Origin of the sequence: Streptomyces sp. AC558_RSS880, assembly GCF_019049255.1 — a bacterium.
Classification (GTDB): domain Bacteria; phylum Actinomycetota; class Actinomycetes; order Streptomycetales; family Streptomycetaceae; genus Streptomyces.
In genome coordinates, this window is the sequence record NZ_JAGMUJ010000030.1 from 352,706 (window position 1) to 371,171 (window position 18,466).

Below are 18,466 nucleotides of genomic sequence, written 5' to 3' on the forward strand. Positions count from 1 at the left end.
ACTGTGCCTGCTTTGCGAGGATGAGGCCATGAAGCTGGAGATCCTTCACACGCCCCCGCCCGTCAGCGACACCGAGCGGCCCGTTCCCCGCTGGGCCATGCGCCTGGCCTACGCGCTTCCGCTGATTCTGCTGCCGTCGTGCCTGTGGCGGCTGCCCTTCGCCCTGCACTTCGAGATGGGGCAGGTTCAGGATCTCGACATGCCGCCCTACTGGGCGAGCATCCCGTACGTCCTCGGGCTCAGCGTGTTATCGGAAGTGATCGCGATCCTGACCATCGGGCTGGTCCGGGGCTGGGGAGAGGTGGCACCCACCTGGATCCCGATCATCGGCGGCAAACGCGTCCGGCCGATGGCGGCCGCCGTCCCCGCCATCCTCGGCGGCCTGATCCTCACCCTGCTGTTCACCAACATCCCGATCGGCGACGGTCGCAAGCTCACCCTGTACGGCATCGCCGACAACGCCGGATACACCAACGACGCCTGGGAGGCGCTTGCGACGGTGTGCGTCACCCCCATCGCCGCATGGGGACCCATCACCATCGCTCTCGGGATCGCCTACTACCGCCGCCGGACCGCGCCGTCGCAGGGCTAGAGGTCCGGGAGCGGCAATCGGCCGGACCGTGCGCTCGACGCGGAAGCGGAGGGTGGCGCCGGTGTCGCCGGCGTCGAGCAGGTGCGGCTCGTCCTCGTCCTCGGCCACGCGTCCGCCGTCGTCACACCGCGGATCCACGCCCACCCGCGGCCGGGCGAAGAAGACCGCACCCGGGCCGTCATGGCCGCCGTGCTCGGCGGCCTGCGGACCGGGTGCGGACTCGGAGACACTGCAACCAAGGAAATCGCAGGTCAAAAGGCACGATCGAAGATCAGGCCTTCTTGGTCTCCCAGAAGATCTTGTCGATCTGGGCGATGTAGTCCAGCGCCTTCTGGCCGGTGGCCGGGTCCGTCGACGCCTTGGCGGCCGAGAGGGCCTTCAGGGTGTCGTTGACCAGCTGGTGCAGCTCCGGGTACTTCTCGAAGTGCGGGGGCTTGAAGTAGTCGCTCCACAGCACGGAGACGTGGTGCTTCGCCAGCTCGGCGCGCTGCTCCTTGATGACCGTGGCGCGGGCCTGGAAGTGCGGGTCGTCGTTGCCGGCCATCTTCTCCTGGACGGCCTTCACCGACTCCGCCTCGATGCGGGCCTGGGCCGGGTCGTACACGCCGCAGGGCAGGTCGCAGTGGGCGCTGACCTTGACCTTGGGGGCAAACAGGCGGGAAAGCATGGAGCGTTTCCTTCCTCGTGATCGTCTTCTCACACGGGAGATTACTCCGTGGCGGACGGCTTTTCGCGGGTGCCCCCGCGGGCTTAGGACAAAAGTCCGGGGTGAGACTGGGACTGGTGGAGGACGAACCGGGGAGGTGCCGGGTGATGCCGGAGCTGTCGCAGGACGCCGAGCGGGCGAGGGCGCCGCTGCCCTTCGGGGTGGCCGAGGTGACCGGGCCGTCCATGGTGCCCACGCTGCACCACGGGGACCGGCTCCTGGTGCACTACGGCGCCCGGGTCAAACGCGGGGACGTGATCGTGCTGCGGCATCCGTTCCAGCAGGACCTGCTCGTCGTCAAGCGGGCCGCCGAGCGACGCGAGGGCGGCTGGTGGGTGCTCGGGGACAACGCGTTCGCGGGCGGTGACAGCACCGACTACGGGGTGGTGCCCGACGAGCTGGTGCTCGGCCGGGTCCGGTTCCGCTACCGGCCGCGCGGCTCCGAGCGGCGTTCGCCGCTGGCCGTGGTGGGCTGGGCGCTGTCGTCGGCCCGGCCCGTGCTCTCCGGCCGGTCGGCCTCCAGGCGCTTGCGGGCGCGGTAGGCGGCCACGTTGGCGCGGGTGGCGCAGCGGTCGGAGCAGTAGCGGCGGGAGCGGTTGGTGGAGGTGTCCAGGTAGGCGTTGCGGCAGGGCGACGCCTCGCACAGGCCGAGGCGGTCCACGCCGTACTCGGTGAGGTGGAAGGCCAGGCCCATCGCGGCGATGGCGGCGTAGCCGGCGGTGGCGTTGGACGGGTGGTCGGCCAGGTGCATGTGCCACAGCGGGCGGCCGTCGTCGTCGCGGAAGTCGTGGCCGGAGATCTGCGGGCTGACCGGGAACTCCAGCAGCAGTGAGTTCAGCAGGTCGACGGCGAGGGTCTCGTCGCCGCCGTCCGCCGCCTCGAAGACCGAGCGGAGCCTGGCCCGGACCGAGCGGAACCGCGTCACATCGGCGTCGGTGGTGCGCCGGGCGGCCGACTGGTTGGCGCCGAACAGATCGCGGACGGCCTCGACGGAGGTGAGCGTGTCCTTGCCCCGGGCCGGTTCCTCGGTGTTGACGAGGCGTACGGCGTAATCCGAGTAATAGGCCAGTTCCACTTGTAGTCCTTACGCAGGAGATCTATCGTCATGAGCGCGGTCGGGTAACAGACGATTCCGCATCCAGGGTATTACGGGACGTACGTGAGGGAGGCGCTCGATGACGGACGCGGACACCACCACGGCCACCGCCGACTGGCGGGCCTGGCAGGAGAGCTGGGACCGGCAGCAGGAGTGGTACATGCCGGACCGCGAGGAACGCTTCCGGGTCATGCTCGACATGGTGGAGGCCCTCGTCGGCACCGCGCCGCGCGTGCTCGACCTCGCCTGCGGCACGGGCAGCATCACCGCCCGGCTGTTCGACCGGTTCCCGGACGCCACCAGCACCGGCGTCGACCTGGACCCGGCGCTGCTCGCCATCGCGGAGGGCACGTTCGCGGGGGACGAGCGGGTCTCCTTCGTGACGGCCGACCTCAAGGACCCCGAGTGGCCGGCGAAGCTGCCCCACGACTCCTACGACGCCGTACTGACCGCGACCGCCCTCCACTGGCTGCACCGGGAACCTCTCGCGGACCTCTACGGGCACATCGCGGGGCTCGTCCGCGACGGCGGTGTCTTCATGAACGCGGACCACATGATCGACGACACCACGCCCCGGATCAACGCGGCCGAGCGCGCCCTGCGCCACACCCGCATGGATCAGGCCAAGCGGGACGGTGCCCTCGACTGGGCCCAGTGGTGGCAGCTCGCCGCGAAGGACCCGGTCCTCGCCGGACCGACGGCCCGCCGGTTCGAGATCTACGGCGAGCACGCCGAAGGCGACATGCCGTCGGCCGCCTGGCACGCGCGCGTGCTGCGCGAGAAGGGGTTCGGGGAGGCGCGGCCGGTGTGGTGCTCGCCGTCGGACACCCTGCTGCTGGCACTGAAGTAGCCGGAGGAGAACGCGAAGGGGCGGTACGGACTCCGTACCGCCCCTTCGCGTGTCCGCTCAGAGCACCTTGGACAGGAACGCCCTCGTGCGCTCGTGCTGCGGGTCGGTCAGGACGTCGCGCGGATGGCCCGACTCGACCACCACACCGCCGTCCATGAAGACCAGGCTGTCGCCCACCTCACGGGCGAAGCCCATCTCGTGGGTGACGACGACCATCGTCATACCGGACTCGGCGAGGTCGCGCATGACGTCGAGGACGTCACCGACCAGCTCCGGGTCGAGCGCCGAGGTCGGCTCGTCGAAGAGCATCAGCTTGGGATCCATGGCGAGCGCCCGCGCGATCGCCACGCGCTGCTGCTGGCCGCCGGAGAGCTGCGCGGGGTAGTTCCCGGCCTTGTCGCCGAGGCCCACGCGCTCCAGGAGCTGCATCGCGCGCTCCCGGGCCTGCCCCTTGCTCACGCCCTTGACCTGGACCGGCGCCTCCATGACGTTCTCGACGGCCGTCATGTGCGGGAACAGGTTGAAGCGCTGGAAGACCATGCCGATGTCCCGGCGCTTCAGGGCGACCTCGCTGTCCTTGAGCTCGTACAGCTTGTCGCCCTTCTGGCGGTAGCCGACCAGCTCCCCGTCGACGTACAGACGTCCGGCGTTGATCTTCTCGAGGTGGTTGATACACCTGAGGAAGGTGGACTTGCCGGAGCCGGAGGGGCCGATGAGGCAGAACACCTCGCCGGTCTTCACCTCCAGGTCGATGCCCTTGAGGACCTCGACGTGGCCGAAGGACTTGTGCACGCCCTCCGCCTTGACCATGGGGACGACGGAACCCTTCACGGGCGTGTCCGTCCTGCCGAGCTTCTGCCCGCTCATGCCATGCCTCCCTTCGGGCGGCCGAGGGAGAGCATGTTCGCCCTGACCTTCTGCCACGGCGTCGGCGGCAGCTGGCGCGTGGAGCCCTTGGCGTAGTAGCGCTCCAGGTAGTACTGGCCGACGCTGAAGACCGAGGTCAGCAGCAGGTACCAGGCCGCGGCGAGGAACAGCATCTCGGCCGGGGCACCGGAGCTCTGACCGATGTCCTGCGCGACCCGGAACAGTTCGGAGTACTGGACGACCGAGACCAGCGAGGTCGTCTTCAGCATGTTGATGACCTCGTTGCCCGTCGGCGGCACGATCACGCGCATCGCCTGCGGGATGACGATCCGGCGCAGCGTCTTCGCGTGGCTCATGCCCAGCGCGTGCGACGCCTCGGTCTGGCCCTCGTCGACCGAGAGCAGACCGGCCCGGCAGATCTCCGCCATGTACGCGGCCTCGTTGAGGCCGAGACCCAGCAGCACCGTCAGGAGCGGGGTCATGAACTGCGACCACTCGTCCTTGTAGACCGGTCCCAGGTTGATGTACTCGAAGACCAGGCCCAGGTTGAACCAGACCACCAGCTGCACCAGGACCGGGGTGCCGCGGAAGAACCAGATGTAGAACCACGCGATCGTCGAGGTCACCGGGTTCTTCGACAGGCGCATCACGGCCAGCAGAATGCCGCCGAAGATACCGATCGCCATGGCCAGCACGGTGATCAGCAGCGTCTTGACGACGCCGTCGAGGACGCGGTCGTCGAGGAAGTACTCGGGGATCGCGTCCCAGTTGATCCTGCCCTGGGAGAACGCGTAGACGATCCCGCCGAGCAGGACGAGGGCGATGACGGCGGAGACGTACCGCCCGTAGTGCCGGACCGGGATGGCCCTGATGGCCTCCGGACCGGCCGGGGGTGTGCCGGCCGGGCCCGTCGTCTTGTCGATGTCAGTCACGGGTGTTGCCTTTCAGCGCCGCTCGGCCGCGGTCACTTGCCGCCGTTGATGGTGGCTTCCTTCACGGCGCCCTCCGCGACGCCCCACTTGTCCAGGACCTTCTGGTACTCGCCGTTCTTGATGATCTCGTCCAGCGCGGCCTTGAGGGCGTCCCGCAGCTGCGTGTCCTCCTTGGCGACCGCGATGCCGTACGGGGCGGCCTCGACCTGCTCGCCGACCAGCTGGAAGTCGTTGCCGCCGCCCGAGGTCTTCACGGCGTACGCGGCGACCGGGAAGTCGGAGGAACCGGCGTCGGCACCGCCCGCGCGCAGGCGGGTCTGGGCCTGCTGGTCGTTGTCGTAGGCCTCGATGGTGAGCTTCTCGCCCGTGGGGCACTTCTCCGCCTCGGCCTTGGCGAGGTCCTCCGAGACCGTGCCGCGCTGGAGCACGATCTTCTTGCCGCACAGGTCGGACCAGGTCTTGATGCCCTGGTCGTCGCCCTTCTTGGTGTAGATCGAGACACCCGCGGTGAAGTAGTCGACGAAGTCGACGCCCTCGCCGACCTTCTTGCCGGTCTCGGAGTCGACGCCCTCCTGGCGGTCCTTGGTGTCGGTCATCGCGGACATGGCGATGTCGTACCGGTCGGAGCGCAGACCGGTGATCAGGGTGTCGAAGGTGCCGTTCTCGAACTCGAACTTGACGCCGAGCTGCCTGCCCATGGCGTCCGCGAGGTCGGGGTCGATGCCGACGGTCTTGCCGGAACCGTCCTTGAACTCGACCGGGGCGTACGCGATGTCCGAGCCCACCTTGATGACGCCCGCCTTGCGGATGTCGTCCGGGAGCTTGTCGGCGAGGGGAGCGGCGGACGTCTCGGAGGTGCTGACGTCGTTGCCCTCGTCCGTCTGGTCACCGCAACCGGTGAGAAGCAGTGCGCCTGCGACCGCGATCGCGCCGACCGCTGCTGTCCGGGACCTCGCGGCGGTGGTACGACGGGTGGTGCTTGCGGTCATGGTGGGTTCCTCCGGCGGATGGGTGGAGATGCCGATGGGTGGGCCACTGCCGACGGGTATCGGCAGCGCCGCAGGTCGACGAGAACACACGTCTTCGAGTGTCGCGACCTCGTGCGATTACGGCATCTTGCCATTCGGTCTGAGCCATTCAGGGGGCCCGCGATGTCAAAATCAGATAACGGGCGACACCCGAACCGCATCACTCCAGGACATCCGACCGGACAGTCTGCGGGAATCCTTCACTCCAGCCGGAAGATCTTCGGCTCATTCCAGGATGTGGACTCGTTCGCCGTGGCTTTTGTTCCGATTGTGGGCTTGCCGGTGGTGGACGCCGACCTTGTCCTTGTATCGGGTGACAATGCGGGGCGGCGGTATGTGACCTTCGCGTTATGGACTCGTCGCCGGTGGCGTCCGTCCGGTAAGAAGGTTCTTTACACCCCTCATCCGGGGCTCAGGGCGCGTGTGCGGCGCGCCCGTCGTGTTCGGCCCGTACGCATCAACCCTCCGGGCCTTGCGCGGTCCCGCCCACCCCTCACCAGGAGTGGCAACCCTCAAACCATGAATACTTAAGGGGTAAAACCAAGTGGCAGCGGAGATTGTCAATCCTCGCAGCGACAGCGAAAGCCGGAACGGTCATACGGAGCAGGGCGACGGGGCCGAGCCCCTCGACTCCTTCGACCCGGCGTTCGCGCTGCACCGCGGCGGCAAGATGGCTGTGCAGGCCACTGTGCCGATCCGTGACAAGGACGATCTGTCCCTGGCGTACACGCCCGGCGTCGCGAAGGTGTGCAGCGCGATCGCCGAGCAGCCGGAGCTCGTCCACGACTACACGTGGAAGTCACAGGTCGTCGCCGTCGTGACGGACGGCACGGCCGTGCTGGGGCTCGGTGACATCGGGCCCGAGGCGTCCCTCCCGGTGATGGAGGGCAAGGCCATCCTCTTCAAGCAGTTCGGCGGCGTGGACGCGGTCCCGATCGCCCTGAACTGCACCGACGTGGACGAGATCGTCGAGACCGTGGTCCGGCTCGCCCCGTCCTTCGGCGGGGTGAACCTGGAGGACATCTCCGCGCCCCGCTGCTTCGAGATCGAGAAGCGGCTGCAGGAGCGGCTGGACATCCCGGTCTTCCACGACGACCAGCACGGCACGGCGGTCGTGACGCTGGCCGCGCTGCGGAACGCCGCGCGGCTGAGCGGACGCGCCCTCGGTGATCTGCGCGCCGTGATCTCGGGCGCGGGCGCCGCGGGTGTCGCCATCGCCAAGATGCTGATCGAGGCCGGTGTCGGCGATGTCGCCGTGGCCGACCGCAAGGGCGTCGTGTCACGGGACCGCGAGGACCTCACGCCGATCAAGGCGGAGCTGGCGTCGTTCACCAACAAGGCCGGCCTCTCGGGCTCGCTGGAGTCGGCGCTGGCCGGTGCCGACGTCTTCATCGGGGTCTCCGGCGGCACGGTGCCGGAGGCGGCGGTGGCGTCGATGGCCGAGGGCGCGTTCGTCTTCGCCATGGCCAACCCCGACCCCGAGGTGCACCCGGAGGTCGCGCACAAGTACGCGGCGGTCGTGGCCACCGGGCGGTCGGACTTCCCGAACCAGATCAACAACGTGCTGGCGTTCCCCGGGATCTTCGCGGGCGCGCTGCAGGTGCGGGCCTCCCGGATCACCGAGGGGATGAAGCTGGCCGCCGCCGAGGCGCTGGCCTCGGTGGTCGGTGACGATCTCGCCGCCGACTACGTCATCCCGTCCCCGTTCGACGAGCGGGTCGCCCCCGCGGTGACGGCGGCGGTGGCCGCGGCAGCCCGGGCGGAGGGTGTCGCCCGCCGCTGAGACGCGCGGATCGCCGATGGGCCCCGTCCCCGGGTGGGCGGGGCCCATTTCTTTGCCGGGGGCTTGGGCCGCCCGGGTGGCGGGGCCCGCCGGGTGGCAAGAGGGCGTGTCTCACAGTCGGGCCTGGTTCCTTCGGCGGGGCGGGGAACCTATCGTCAAGGTCATGTTCGCCGTCTACGCCGCCCGAATCGACCGCGACCAGCCGCTCGCGGGTCTGGAGCTGGGAGAGCGTCCCGCTCCCGAGTCCCGGCCCGGCTGGAGCACCGTCACGGTCAAGGCCGCCTCCCTCAACCACCACGACCTCTGGTCCCTGCGGGGCGTGGGCCTCGCGGAGGACAAGCTGCCGATGATCCTCGGCTGTGACGCCGCCGGCGTCGACGAGGACGGCAACGAGGTCGTCCTGCACTCGGTGATCGGACAGAGTGGCCACGGGGTGGGCCCCCGCGAGCCCCGGTCCATCCTGACCGAGCGCTACCAGGGCACGTTCGCCGAGCAGGTCGCCGTGCCCACCTGGAACGTCCTGCCCAAGCCGAAGGAGCTCTCCTTCGAGGAGGCCGCCTGTCTGCCGACCGCCTGGCTGACCGCGTACCGGATGCTGTTCACCAACGCCGGGGTGCGGCCCGGGGATTCCGTCCTGGTGCAGGGGGCCGGGGGTGGCGTCGCCACCGCCGCGATCGTGCTCGGCAGGGCCGCGGGGCTGCGGGTCTTCGCCACCAGCCGGGACGAGGCCAAGCGCAAGCGGGCGCTGGAGCTCGGCGCCGTGGAGGCGGTGGAGCCCGGGGCGCGGCTGCCGCAGCGGGTCGACGCCGTGATCGAGACCGTGGGGGCGGCCACCTGGTCCCACTCGGTGAAGTCGCTGCGCCCCGGCGGCACGCTGGTGATCTCCGGCGCCACCAGCGGTGACCGGCCCTCGCACGCCGAGCTGACCCGGATCTTCTTCCTGGAGCTCAAGGTCGTCGGGTCGACCATGGGCACCAAGGACGAGCTGGAGGACCTGCTCTCCTTCTGCGCCGCCACCGGTGTACGGCCCGTCATCGACGAGGCGCTGCCCATGGACCGGGCGCGGGAGGGCTTCGAACGGATGGAGTCCGGGGGGCAGTTCGGCAAGATCGTGCTCACGCATCCCTGACGGCGGGGTTCCGCCCGCTCTTCTCACGGCCGGTCCGGGTCTCCGGGCCGGCCGTCGGCATGTCAACTCGAGTTGACATCGAGAGGGTGTCAACGTAAGTTGACATCATGACTGAGGCAACCGACCTCGCCGAGCGGGCGGGCGATCGCGACCCACGGGTCGGCCTGCGGGCCGTCGCCGCCCTGCGCCGGCTGCTGGAGCAACTGGAGACCGTGCAGGTGCGCAACGCGCGCCATCAGGGCTGGTCGTGGCAGGAGATCGCCACCGAGCTCGGGGTCAGCAGGCAGGCCGTGCACAAGAAGTACGGGAGGCATTGATGTTCGAGCGGTTCACGAAGGACGCCCGGGACGTGGTGAAGGGGGCGGTCGAGCACGCGGAGGGGACGGGAGCCGAACGGGTCGGTGCCGAGCATCTGCTGCTGGCCCTGCTCGACCGGGAAGGGAGCCGGGCCTCGTTCGCACTGGCCGCCCTCGGTGCCGGTGAGCGACGGGAGTCGGTGCGGGCGGCGCTGGGGGAGGCCCGGCGCCGGGCCGGGCTGACGCAGGCCGAGACCGACGCCCTCGCCGGGCTCGGCATCGACGTGTCGGAGATCGTGGCCCGGGTGGAGGAGACGCACGGGACCGGGGCCCTGTCCGGCCACCGGAAGGCCGGGGGGCGGAGGTCGGGACACCGACCCTTCGACCGTGCGGCCAAGGACGTCCTCACGGGCGCCCTGCGCGCCGCCACCGCCCTGCGCGACCGCCGTATCGGCGACGAGCACATTCTGCTCGCCCTCACCGCCCGACCCGGCGTCCCCGCCGAGGTCCTCGCCGACCACGGCGTGACGTACGAGTCCGTGACCCGGGTCCTTCACGGGGGCGGCGAGGCCAAGGCGGGCTGACGCCGACGCGGGCCCGGCCCGGTCGGAGTGGGCCGGGCCAGGAGACTCACCGCTTCGGCGCGCGCAGTATCACCCCGATGTGGGCCGCCGCCGTGGACAGATGGCGGCGGGCGTCGCGGAGCTGGTCCGCCGTGACGCCGTGGTCGCGGGCCGCGTCACGGATGTCGTCCCGGAAGCGGTCCAGCAGGCGGTCCAGGTCGCGGGCCGGGTCGCCGGTGGAGTCCGAGGCGTCCTCGTGCGCCCAGGACGGGGCGTAGTCGGCGGGGAAATCCTCGGGGGTCCGGGAGTACGACGGCTCCGAGGCCTTGCCGGAGGTCCCCGCGCCGGTACGGCCGAAGGCGAAGTCCTTGCCGAACTCGCTCATCTCCTTGGCCAGTTCGCCGAGGCCCTCACGCAGCCCCGTCGGCCAGTCGCCCCGGGCGAAGTGGTGCTGCACCTGTTCCTGGACCTGGCGCGCGATGCGCTGCACCTCCTCCTGTGCCCTGTCCTGGGCCTCCTTGGCCTGGCGGCGGGCGCGCTGCGCCTCCTCGCGGGAGCGCCGGCTCTCGTCCTTGGCGCGGCGGGCCTGTTCCTTCCACTCCTGCTTGGCGCGGCGCATCTCCTCCTTGGCGGCGTGCCAGGCGTCCTTGTTGCCGAACACCCCGAACTCGCCGAAAAGGCCTTCCTCTTCGACGGACGCCCCGCCCGTACGGCTCTGGCGGGCCTTGCCGGCCGCGGCCCGCATCTCGCGGCGCAGATCGCCCGCCGCGCCGCTGACGTCGGCCCGGATCTCGGCGGCCAGTTCGGCGACCGACTCCCGGATCTCCAGCTCCAGATCGGCCAGCTCGCCGCTGCGGTCGGCCAGTTCGGCGCGTCCGGCGTCCGTGATGGAGTACACCTTGCGGCCGCCCTCGGTGGTGTGGGTGACCAGACCCTCCGCCTCCAGCTTGGCCAGGCGCGGATAGACCGTGCCCGCCGACGGTGCGTACAGCCCCTGGAAGCGCTCCTCGAGGAGGCGGATCACCTCGTAGCCGTGGCGCGGGGCCTCGTCCAGCAGCTTCAGCAGGTAGAGGCGGAGGCGTCCGTGGGCGAAGACGGGAGGCATGTCAGAGCACCTTCTTCTCGGTCGTACCGGCATTGTCCCCCGAGCCGTCCCGCGGTTCGGGCTCGTCCTCCCCGGCCGGGCGGCGCAGCAGGGCGATGGAGCCGGAGACGGTGGTGGCGCGCAGCTTGCCGCTGCCCGCGCCGAGCCGGCCGGTGAGCTTGTGGGCGCCCCACAAGCCCTGCACCCGGAGGCCGTCGAAGGCGTTGGAGATCGCGCCGCTCGCGGTGTTGGCCTCCACCTCGGCGTCCGCCGGGTCCGGCAGCCGGATGGCGATCTCGCCCGAGACGCTGGTCAGCTTGACGTCGGTGGGGCCGTCGGGGTCGAGGTCCACGATCATGGATCCGCCGACCGTGTCCGCCCGCACGGAGGAGCCGGAGCCCTCGACGACGGTGAGGTCGCCGGAGACGGAGGCGAAGCGGAGGTCGCCGGTGACGGACTGGGCCTCCACGCTCCCGGACACGGTCTCCGCGCGGACCGGGCCGGACAGGGCGACCAGGGTGGTGTCGCCGGCGACGCCCCTCACCGCGGCGGGGCCCCGGATGCCGGATATCACGGCGCCGGCGCCGACCACGCCCACCTCGACCCGGGTCCGTGCCGGAACGGCCAGGGAGACCACCGCGCTGCGGCGCCAGCCCTTGCGGTCCAGCCACTTGAGGAAGCCCTTCCAGGGGAGGTCGTCGTAGGCCACCGTGAGGGTGCCGCCCTTCTGGGTGACGACCAGGGGCGGGCCCTCGACCTCGGAGATCTGGAGGTGGGCGGAGTCCTCGTCGGTGCCCACGACGTTCACGGTGCCGTTGACGATGCGGACGTGCAGGTCGCTCACGGGGGTGTCGAAGGTGAGTTTCGTGGGTTCCGCGACGGACCATTCGGGCATGGGTGGACCTCCTGGGAACGAAGCGGTCGACGACTACGCGGCATATCGCGTCTTACGTGATTCACGATATATCGCGGCAGGGGAAAGTCAAGACACTCGTTCTGGTGATCCGTCGGCCTGTGAGGTGTGACCGTGCCGAGGGTGATGTGTGCCTGCGCCGGTGTGCACCGTGTTGGTACTGGGCGGGGGCGTTCGCGCAGCCCGGCGCTCACGGGGTGCCGTCGCACCCACCCGTGCCGCCCTGCGGCACGACTGCCCGCGGATACGCGGATACGCGGATGCGCGGGTACGCGGGTACGCGAGTACGCGGGTACCGCGGTTACTCGTCGTCCTCGTCGTCCAGACGGGCCAGCCAGGTGGCCAGGCGTTCCACCGGGACCTCGAAGTCGGGGTTGAGGTCGACGAACGTGCGCAGCTGCTCGGCCAGCCACTCGAAGGTGACCTCCTCCTCCCCGCGCCGCTTCTCCAGTTCCTCGATGCCACGGTCCGTGAAGTACATGAGGACAAGGATATGTGCAGGAAAACGGGCGGGCCGCACCCCCGTGAGAGGGGTGCGGCCCGCCCGCGTAAGGCCTCCGGTTACGCCTCGAAGACCTCGCGCACCAGCTGCTCCTGCTCGGCCTGGTGGCGCTTCGCGGAGCCGACCGCGGGCGACGAGCCGTGCGGCCGCGAGATGCGGCGCAGACGCTCGGCGTGCGGGAGGTCGGCACCGACCGCCAGGTCGAGGTGGTCGATCAGGTTGAGCGCGATGAACGGCCAGGCACCCTGGTTCGCCGGCTCCTCCTGGGCCCACAGGTACTTCTCGGCGTTCGGGTACTTCTTGATCTCCGCCTGGAGCTCCGTACCCGGCAGCGGGTACAGGCGCTCGATGCGGATGATCGCCGTGTCCGTCGCGCCGCGCTTCTGCCGCTCGGCCTCCAGGTCGTAGTAGACCTTGCCGGCCGTGAAGACGACCTTCTTCACCGCGGCCGGGTCGACCGAGGCGTCGCCGATGACCGGGCGGAACTGGCCCGTGGTGAACTCCTCCGCCTTCGAGGCCGCGGCCTTCAGGCGCAGCATCGACTTCGGGGTGAAGACGACCAGCGGCTTGTGGTGCGGGTTGTGCACCTGCCACCGCAGGAGGTGGAAGTAGTTCGACGGCGAGGTCGGCATCGCGACCGTCATGTTGTTCTGGGCGCAGAGCTGCAGGAACCGCTCCGGGCGGGCCGAGGAGTGGTCCGGGCCCTGGCCCTCGTAGCCGTGCGGGAGGAGCAGGACCACACCGGAGGTCTGGGCCCACTTCTGCTCCGCCGACGAGATGAACTCGTCCACGACCGTCTGCGCGCCGTTGACGAAGTCGCCGAACTGCGCCTCCCACAGCACGAGCGCGTCGGGGCGGGCCAGCGAGTAGCCGTACTCGAAGCCCATCGCCGCGTACTCGGACAGCAGGGAGTTGTAGACGTTCAGCCGCGACTGGTCCTCGGAGAGGTACTGCAGCGGCGTGTACTCCTCGCCCGTGCTGCGGTCGATGATGACCGCGTGGCGCTGGCCGAAGGTGCCGCGCTGGGAGTCCTGGCCGGCCAGGCGGACCGGGACGCCCTCGAGGAGCAGCGAACCGAAGGCGAGGGTCTCGCCCATGCCCCAGTCGATCGTGCCGTCCTCGACCATCGCCGCCCGGCGCTGCAGCTGCGGCAGCAGGCGCGGGTGGACGGTGATGTGGTCGGGGATGTTGACCTGGGACTCGGCGATCCGCTTGACGGTCTCCGTGGTCACCGCGGTGTTCACGGCGACCGGGAACTCGGCCTGCGGGTCCGACGGCTCGACCGTCGCCGGCTGCGAGGTGGCCTCACGGACCTCCGTGAAGACCTTCTCCAGCTGGCCCTGGTAGTCCTGGAGCGCCTGCTCGGCCTCTTCCAGGGTGATGTCGCCGCGACCGATGAGCGACTCGGTGTACAGCTTGCGCACCGAGCGCTTCTTGTCGATCAGGTCGTACATCAGCGGCTGGGTGAAGGCCGGGTTGTCCGACTCGTTGTGACCGCGGCGGCGGTAGCAGATGAGGTCGATCACCACGTCCTTGTTGAACGCCTGGCGGAACTCGAAGGCGAGCCGCGCGACGCGGACCACGGCCTCCGGGTCGTCGCCGTTCACGTGGAAGATCGGGGCCTCGATCATGCGGGCCACGTCCGTCGCGTACATCGACGAGCGCGACGACTCCGGGGCGGCGGTGAAGCCGACCTGGTTGTTGATGACGACGTGGACCGTGCCGCCGGTGCGGTAGCCGCGCAGCTGCGACATGTTCAGGGTCTCGGCCACCACGCCCTGGCCCGCGAAGGCCGCGTCGCCGTGGATCGCCACCGGCAGGACGGTGAAGTCCGTGCCGCCCTTGCCGATGATGTCCTGCTTGGCGCGGGCGACGCCCTCCAGGACCGGGTCCACCGCCTCCAGGTGCGAGGGGTTCGCGACCAGGGAGACCTTGATCTGCTCGCCGTCCAGGCCGGTGAAGGTGCCCTCGGCGCCCAGGTGGTACTTCACGTCGCCGGAGCCGTGCATCGACTTCGGGTCGAGGTTGCCCTCGAACTCGCGGAAGATCTGCGCGTACGACTTGCCGACGATGTTGGCCAGCACGTTCAGCCGGCCGCGGTGGGCCATGCCGATGACGACCTCGTCCAGGCGGGACTCGGCGGCCGAGTCCAGCACCGCGTCCAGCAGCGGGATGACGGACTCGCCGCCCTCCAGGGAGAAGCGCTTCTGGCCGACGTACTTCGTCTGCAGGAAGGTCTCGAAGGCCTCCGCCGCGTTCAGCCGGCGCAGGATGCGCAGCTGCTCCTCGCGCTCCGGCTTGGTGTGCGAGCGCTCGATGCGGTCCTGGATCCACTTGCGCTGCTTGGGGTCCTGGATGTGCATGAACTCGACGCCGGTGGTGCGGCAGTACGAGTCGCGCAGCACGCCGAGGATGTCGCGCAGCTTCATCAGGGACTTGCCGGCGAAGCCGCCGACGGCGAACTCGCGCTCCAGGTCCCACAGGGTGAGGCCGTGCTCGACGATGTCCAGGTCGGGGTGCTTGCGCTGGCGGTACTCCAGCGGGTCGGTGTCGGCCATGACGTGGCCGCGGACCCGGTAGGAGTGGATCAGCTCGAAGACGCGGGCGGCCTTGGTGACGTCGTCGTCGTGGGAGGCGTCGATGTCCTTGAGCCAGCGGACCGGCTCGTAGGGGATGCGCAGCGCCTCGAAGATCTCGTCGTAGAAGTTCTTCTCGCCGAGCAGGAGGTTGGCGACCGCGCGCAGGAACTCGCCGGAGGCGGCGCCCTGGATCACCCGGTGGTCGTAGGTCGACGTGAGCGTCATGACCTTGGAGATGCCGAGCTTGTTCAGGGTGTCCTGGGAGGTGCCCTGGAACTCCGCCGGGTAGTCCATGGAGCCGACGCCCATGATCACCGACTGGCCGGGCATCAGACGCGGCACGGAGTGGACGGTGCCGAGGCCGCCGGGGTTGGTCAGGGAGACCGTGACGCCGGTGAAGTCGTCCATCGTCAGCTTGTTGTCGCGGGCACGACGGACGATGTCCTCGTAGGCCTGCCAGAACTCGAAGAAGTTCAGCGTCTCGGCCTTCTTGATGGCCGCGACGACCAGCTGGCGGTCGCCGTTGGGCTTCACCAGGTCGATGGCCAGACCGAGGTTGACGTGCTCCGGCTTCACCAGGGTGGGCTTGCCGTCCACCTTGGCGAACGAGTAGTTCATCGCCGGCATGGCCTTGATGGCCTGGACCATCGCGTAGCCGATGAGGTGCGTGAAGGAGATCTTCCCGCCCCGGGCCCGCTTGAGGTGGTTGTTGATGACGATGCGGTTGTCGAACAGCAGCTTCACCGGGACCGCGCGCACGGACGTGGCCGTGGGCAGCTCCAGGGAGGCGTCCATGTTCTTCGCCACGGCGGCGGACGGGCCGCGCAGGGTGACCTGCTCGGGACCGGCCTTGGCCTCGGTGGCGGGCTCGGCCTTCGGCTTCGCGGCGGCCGGCTTGGCGGCGGGCGCGGCAGGCGCGGCGGCCTTCGCCGGGGCGGGAGCCTGGGCCGGGGCGGCGGGCGCCTGGGCGGCCGGCTGAGCGGCGGCGGGCTGCGCGGCCGCAGGAGCGGGCGCGGCGGGCCGGGCCGGAGCGGCCGGCTGGGCCGGAGCGGCCGGCTGGGCCGGGGTGGTGGTTCCCGCGGCCCCCGCGGCCGCGGTACCCGCCGGAGCCGAGGCGGCAGGCGCGCCCGGCTTGTAGTCGGCGAAGAAGTCCCACCAGGCTCGGTCCACCGAGTTCGGGTCCTGGAGGTACTGCTGGTAGATCTCGTCGACGAGCCATTCGTTGGCACCGAAGGCCGCAGCGGGGTTCTTACCCGCTTGGTCGGTGTCGGTCGAGATGCTCGAGTTACTGGGGGACTGTGGCGACACGGCGTCAACCGCCCTCTTCCGCTTCGCAAGATGATGGACAGCGGAAATAAAGGCTACGCCCCCAAGAGCGAGAAGGTCAGGCCGGGCCCGTTCATCGTCGCGTAAGTCACATTGCGGCAGGTGTTTCGGCGCGGGAAATGGCGGGAAACAACCCTGGTTTCGATTCTTCGACCGATGTCAGGGATCGCCCGGGCGGGCCCCGGCGCGCAGCTCGCGCGGGCCTCTGCCTGATCACACGTGTCCGTCAGCGCGAACACGGACGGATCTTGCGGCTCCGCTTCGAACTTTACGTCAACTTGGTGCGGACGACGCTCCCGGAAGGGTGATGAGCATTCGGCAGCCCCGCTCGGATTCGGCCACGCGGATCCGGCCGCCGTGCAGATCGACGGCCCAGCGGGCGATCGCCAGGCCGAGACCGGTGCCGCCGTCGCTGCCCGGACCGTGCGGCCGGTTGACGTTGCCCCGGTTGAACCGCTCGAAGACGCGGTGCCACTCGGCCCGCGGAATGCCGGGCCCCTCGTCCAGCACCTCCAGCTCCAGCGACTCCGGCCGGTCCCCGCGTCGCGCCCGGACCGTCACCCGGCCGTGCGGCGGGCTGTGCTTGACCGCGTTGTCGATCAGGTTGGCGACGACCTGGTGGATGCGTTCGGGATCGGCGTGCGCGACGAGTTCCGGCGGCGACACGTCGAGGTGCAGATGGACGTCCGTACGGGTGTGGCTGCCCGATCCGGAGGCCATGCCCGCGCGGGCCGAGGCGACCATGTTGGCCTCCTTCAGCACGCCGGACAGGTACGGCCACACCTCGAACCGCCGCTTCTTCAGCGGGACCACGCCGTTGTCCAGGCGGGACAGGTCGAGGAGCGTCTCCACGAGGCGTCCGAGGCGCTCGGTCTGCTTCAGGGCCGTGCGCATCGTCTCGGGATCGGCCTGCGTGACGCCGTCGACGATGTTCTCCAGCACCGCGCGCAGACCCGCGATGGGCGTGCGCAGCTCGTGCGAGACGTTGGCGACCAGCTCCTTGCGCCGGAGGTCCTGGGCCTCCAGCTCGTCGGCCATGACGTTGATCGTCTGGGCCAGGTCGCCGAGCTCGTCCCGGCGGTTCTCCCGCACCCGGCGGGTGTAGTCGCCGTGCGAGATGGAGCGGGCCACGGCGTTCATGTCGTCCAGCGGCGCGGTGAGCGAGTGCGCCACGAACTGCGTGATGAGCAGCGTCGCGATCATCGAGAAGATCGTGATGAAGCGCAGCTCCGTCTTGGTGTGCACGGCGATCACCGACAGCCCCGTGGTGATCAGGACCGAGACGACGACCAGCGCGCCCAGCTTGGTCTGGATCGAGAACGGGCGTACACCGCCCCAGGGCTGCCGCGCCCCGGGGCCTCTGCGTCCGGCCGGCCCGTCGCTCATGGCGTCGGCGTCTCCAGGGCGTACCCCACGCCGTGCACGGTGCGGATGCGCTCGGCGCCGATCTTCCGGCGCAGCGCCTTGATGTGGCTGTCGACCGTGCGGGTGCCGGAGGCGTCCGCCCAGTCCCACACCTCGGCCAGCAGCTGCTCACGGGAGAGCACCGCGCGGGGGGTGTTCGCCAGGCACACCAGGAGGTCGAACTCGGTGGGGGTCAGATGGACGTCCTCGCTGCGCACCCGCACCCTGCGCTGCGCGTGGTCGATCTCCAGTTCGCCCAGGCGCAGGATGCCGCTGCGCGGGGTCGTCGCCGCGAGGGCCGCCCGCTCCATGCGTCGCAGCAGCACGTGCACGCGTGCCGCCAGCTCCCGCATGGAGAAGGGCTTCGTCATGTAGTCGTCGGCGCCGACGCCCAGCCCGACCAGCATGTCGGTCTCGTCGTCGCGCGCGGTGAGCATCAGCACCGGCACCGGCCGCTGGGCCTGCACGCGCCGGCAGACCTCCAGGCCGTCGAAGCCGGGCAGCATGATGTCGAGGATCAGCAGGTCGGGCTGCCAGGCCTCCGCCGTGTCGACCGCGGACGGACCGTCGCCCGCCGTTTGCACCAGGAATCCCTCGGCGCGCAGGCGCGTCGCGATGGCGTCCACGATCGTCGCGTCGTCCTCCACCACCAGAACCCTGCGCTGGGCGCCGGGGGTGGTCGTGGCCGTGCCGTTGTGGGAGGTCTGTGTCTGCTCCATCGCCCGCCCCTGAGGTGTGCTTTTTCCGGAATCCGTGGGGTGATCCGTCGTCTGCGCATCACTGCGATTGACGCTTGAATGATCCGCGCCAGAGCAG

General features: G+C 70.1%; 18 protein-coding genes. 7 read left to right on the forward strand and 11 right to left on the reverse strand.

All coding sequences use genetic code 11. The features are described from left to right. Positions 1–28: 28 nt before the first annotated feature. The gene (locus KUM38_RS13595; protein WP_217129585.1) at positions 29–592 is read left to right on the forward strand and encodes a hypothetical protein; all 564 of its coding nucleotides are present in this window, start codon (positions 29–31) and stop codon (positions 590–592) included. Between the two features lie 271 nt (positions 593–863). Here the strand turns inward: KUM38_RS13595 and sodN are convergent, their stop codons facing one another. Further along, positions 864–1,259, reverse strand: a complete 396-nt coding sequence (sodN, locus tag KUM38_RS13600; RefSeq protein WP_004983535.1) for a superoxide dismutase, Ni — start codon at positions 1,257–1,259, stop codon at positions 864–866. Between the two features lie 146 nt (positions 1,260–1,405). Between sodN and sodX the strand changes: the two genes are divergently transcribed. After that, entirely contained in the window at positions 1,406–1,840 is a 435-nt protein-coding gene (sodX, locus tag KUM38_RS13605) for a nickel-type superoxide dismutase maturation protease (protein ID WP_217129586.1), read from the forward strand. Here the strand turns inward: sodX and KUM38_RS13610 are convergent. Beyond that, on the reverse strand, positions 1,723–2,373 hold the full coding sequence (locus KUM38_RS13610; protein WP_073932419.1) for an ABATE domain-containing protein: 651 nt from the start codon (positions 2,371–2,373) through the stop codon (positions 1,723–1,725). The genes sodX and KUM38_RS13610 overlap by 118 nt on opposite strands. A 100-nt stretch (positions 2,374–2,473) precedes the next feature. Here KUM38_RS13610 and KUM38_RS13615 point away from each other — a divergent pair, with 100 nt between their 5' ends. Continuing rightward, positions 2,474–3,244 carry a trans-aconitate 2-methyltransferase gene (locus KUM38_RS13615; protein ID WP_217129587.1) on the forward strand — a complete coding sequence of 257 codons (771 nt, stop codon included), beginning with the start codon at positions 2,474–2,476 and terminating at the stop codon, positions 3,242–3,244. A 57-nt stretch (positions 3,245–3,301) separates the two neighbouring features. On the opposite strand, the gene KUM38_RS13620 is transcribed toward KUM38_RS13615, so the two are convergent. From KUM38_RS13620 to KUM38_RS13630, 3 genes are read right to left on the reverse strand one after another with little or no spacing between them, the layout of a single operon-like run. Beyond that, positions 3,302–4,054 carry an amino acid ABC transporter ATP-binding protein gene (locus KUM38_RS13620; RefSeq protein WP_217129650.1) on the reverse strand — a complete coding sequence of 251 codons (753 nt, stop codon included), beginning with the start codon at positions 4,052–4,054 and terminating at the stop codon, positions 3,302–3,304. Positions 4,055–4,107: 53 nt separating this feature from the next. Then, entirely contained in the window at positions 4,108–5,043 is a 936-nt protein-coding gene (locus tag KUM38_RS13625) for an amino acid ABC transporter permease (protein WP_217129588.1), read from the reverse strand. Positions 5,044–5,075: 32 nt separating this feature from the next. Further along, positions 5,076–6,032, reverse strand: coding sequence for an ABC transporter substrate-binding protein (locus tag KUM38_RS13630; protein WP_217129589.1), 957 nt, complete (start codon positions 6,030–6,032; stop codon positions 5,076–5,078). Between the two features lie 583 nt (positions 6,033–6,615). Here KUM38_RS13630 and KUM38_RS13635 point away from each other — a divergent pair. From KUM38_RS13635 to KUM38_RS13650, 4 genes are all read left to right on the forward strand, one after another. Beyond that, complete coding sequence (locus tag KUM38_RS13635) at positions 6,616–7,854, forward strand: NADP-dependent malic enzyme (RefSeq protein ID WP_217129590.1); 1,239 nt, start codon at positions 6,616–6,618, stop codon at positions 7,852–7,854. Positions 7,855–8,017: 163 nt separating this feature from the next. Continuing rightward, positions 8,018–8,983, forward strand: coding sequence for a zinc-binding dehydrogenase (locus KUM38_RS13640; RefSeq protein WP_217129591.1), 966 nt, complete (start codon positions 8,018–8,020; stop codon positions 8,981–8,983). A gap of 107 nt (positions 8,984–9,090) precedes the next feature. After that, the gene (locus KUM38_RS13645; protein ID WP_030219802.1) at positions 9,091–9,300 is read left to right on the forward strand and encodes an HTH domain-containing protein; all 210 of its coding nucleotides are present in this window, start codon (positions 9,091–9,093) and stop codon (positions 9,298–9,300) included. Continuing rightward, the gene (locus KUM38_RS13650; RefSeq protein ID WP_217129592.1) at positions 9,300–9,863 is read left to right on the forward strand and encodes a Clp protease N-terminal domain-containing protein; all 564 of its coding nucleotides are present in this window, start codon (positions 9,300–9,302) and stop codon (positions 9,861–9,863) included. The genes KUM38_RS13645 and KUM38_RS13650 overlap by 1 nt, the downstream gene beginning before the upstream one ends. Before the next feature lie 46 nt (positions 9,864–9,909). Here KUM38_RS13650 and KUM38_RS13655 read toward each other — a convergent pair whose 3' ends face one another. The 6 genes from KUM38_RS13655 to KUM38_RS13680 all read right to left on the reverse strand — a co-directional run bounded on the left by KUM38_RS13655 (position 9,910) and on the right by KUM38_RS13680 (position 18,369). Next, positions 9,910–10,947 carry a PadR family transcriptional regulator gene (locus KUM38_RS13655; protein WP_217129593.1) on the reverse strand — a complete coding sequence of 346 codons (1,038 nt, stop codon included), beginning with the start codon at positions 10,945–10,947 and terminating at the stop codon, positions 9,910–9,912. A gap of 1 nt (position 10,948) precedes the next feature. Further along, a complete protein-coding gene (locus KUM38_RS13660; protein WP_217129594.1) occupies positions 10,949–11,821 on the reverse strand; it encodes a DUF4097 family beta strand repeat-containing protein in 873 nt (290 codons plus the stop codon). 319 nt (positions 11,822–12,140) lie between these two features. Further along, positions 12,141–12,320 (reverse strand): DUF6104 family protein, encoded by a 180-nt coding sequence (locus KUM38_RS13665; RefSeq protein ID WP_003992906.1) that lies wholly within the window; start codon positions 12,318–12,320, stop codon positions 12,141–12,143. Between the two features lie 80 nt (positions 12,321–12,400). After that, positions 12,401–16,228 carry a multifunctional oxoglutarate decarboxylase/oxoglutarate dehydrogenase thiamine pyrophosphate-binding subunit/dihydrolipoyllysine-residue succinyltransferase subunit gene (locus tag KUM38_RS13670; RefSeq protein WP_217129595.1) on the reverse strand — a complete coding sequence of 1,276 codons (3,828 nt, stop codon included), beginning with the start codon at positions 16,226–16,228 and terminating at the stop codon, positions 12,401–12,403. 291 nt (positions 16,229–16,519) lie between these two features. Next, on the reverse strand, positions 16,520–17,632 hold the full coding sequence (locus KUM38_RS13675; protein ID WP_217129596.1) for a HAMP domain-containing sensor histidine kinase: 1,113 nt from the start codon (positions 17,630–17,632) through the stop codon (positions 16,520–16,522). Further along, on the reverse strand, positions 17,629–18,369 hold the full coding sequence (locus tag KUM38_RS13680; RefSeq protein WP_028959305.1) for a response regulator transcription factor: 741 nt from the start codon (positions 18,367–18,369) through the stop codon (positions 17,629–17,631). The genes KUM38_RS13675 and KUM38_RS13680 overlap by 4 nt, the downstream gene beginning before the upstream one ends. Between the last annotated feature and the right edge of the window lie 97 nt (positions 18,370–18,466).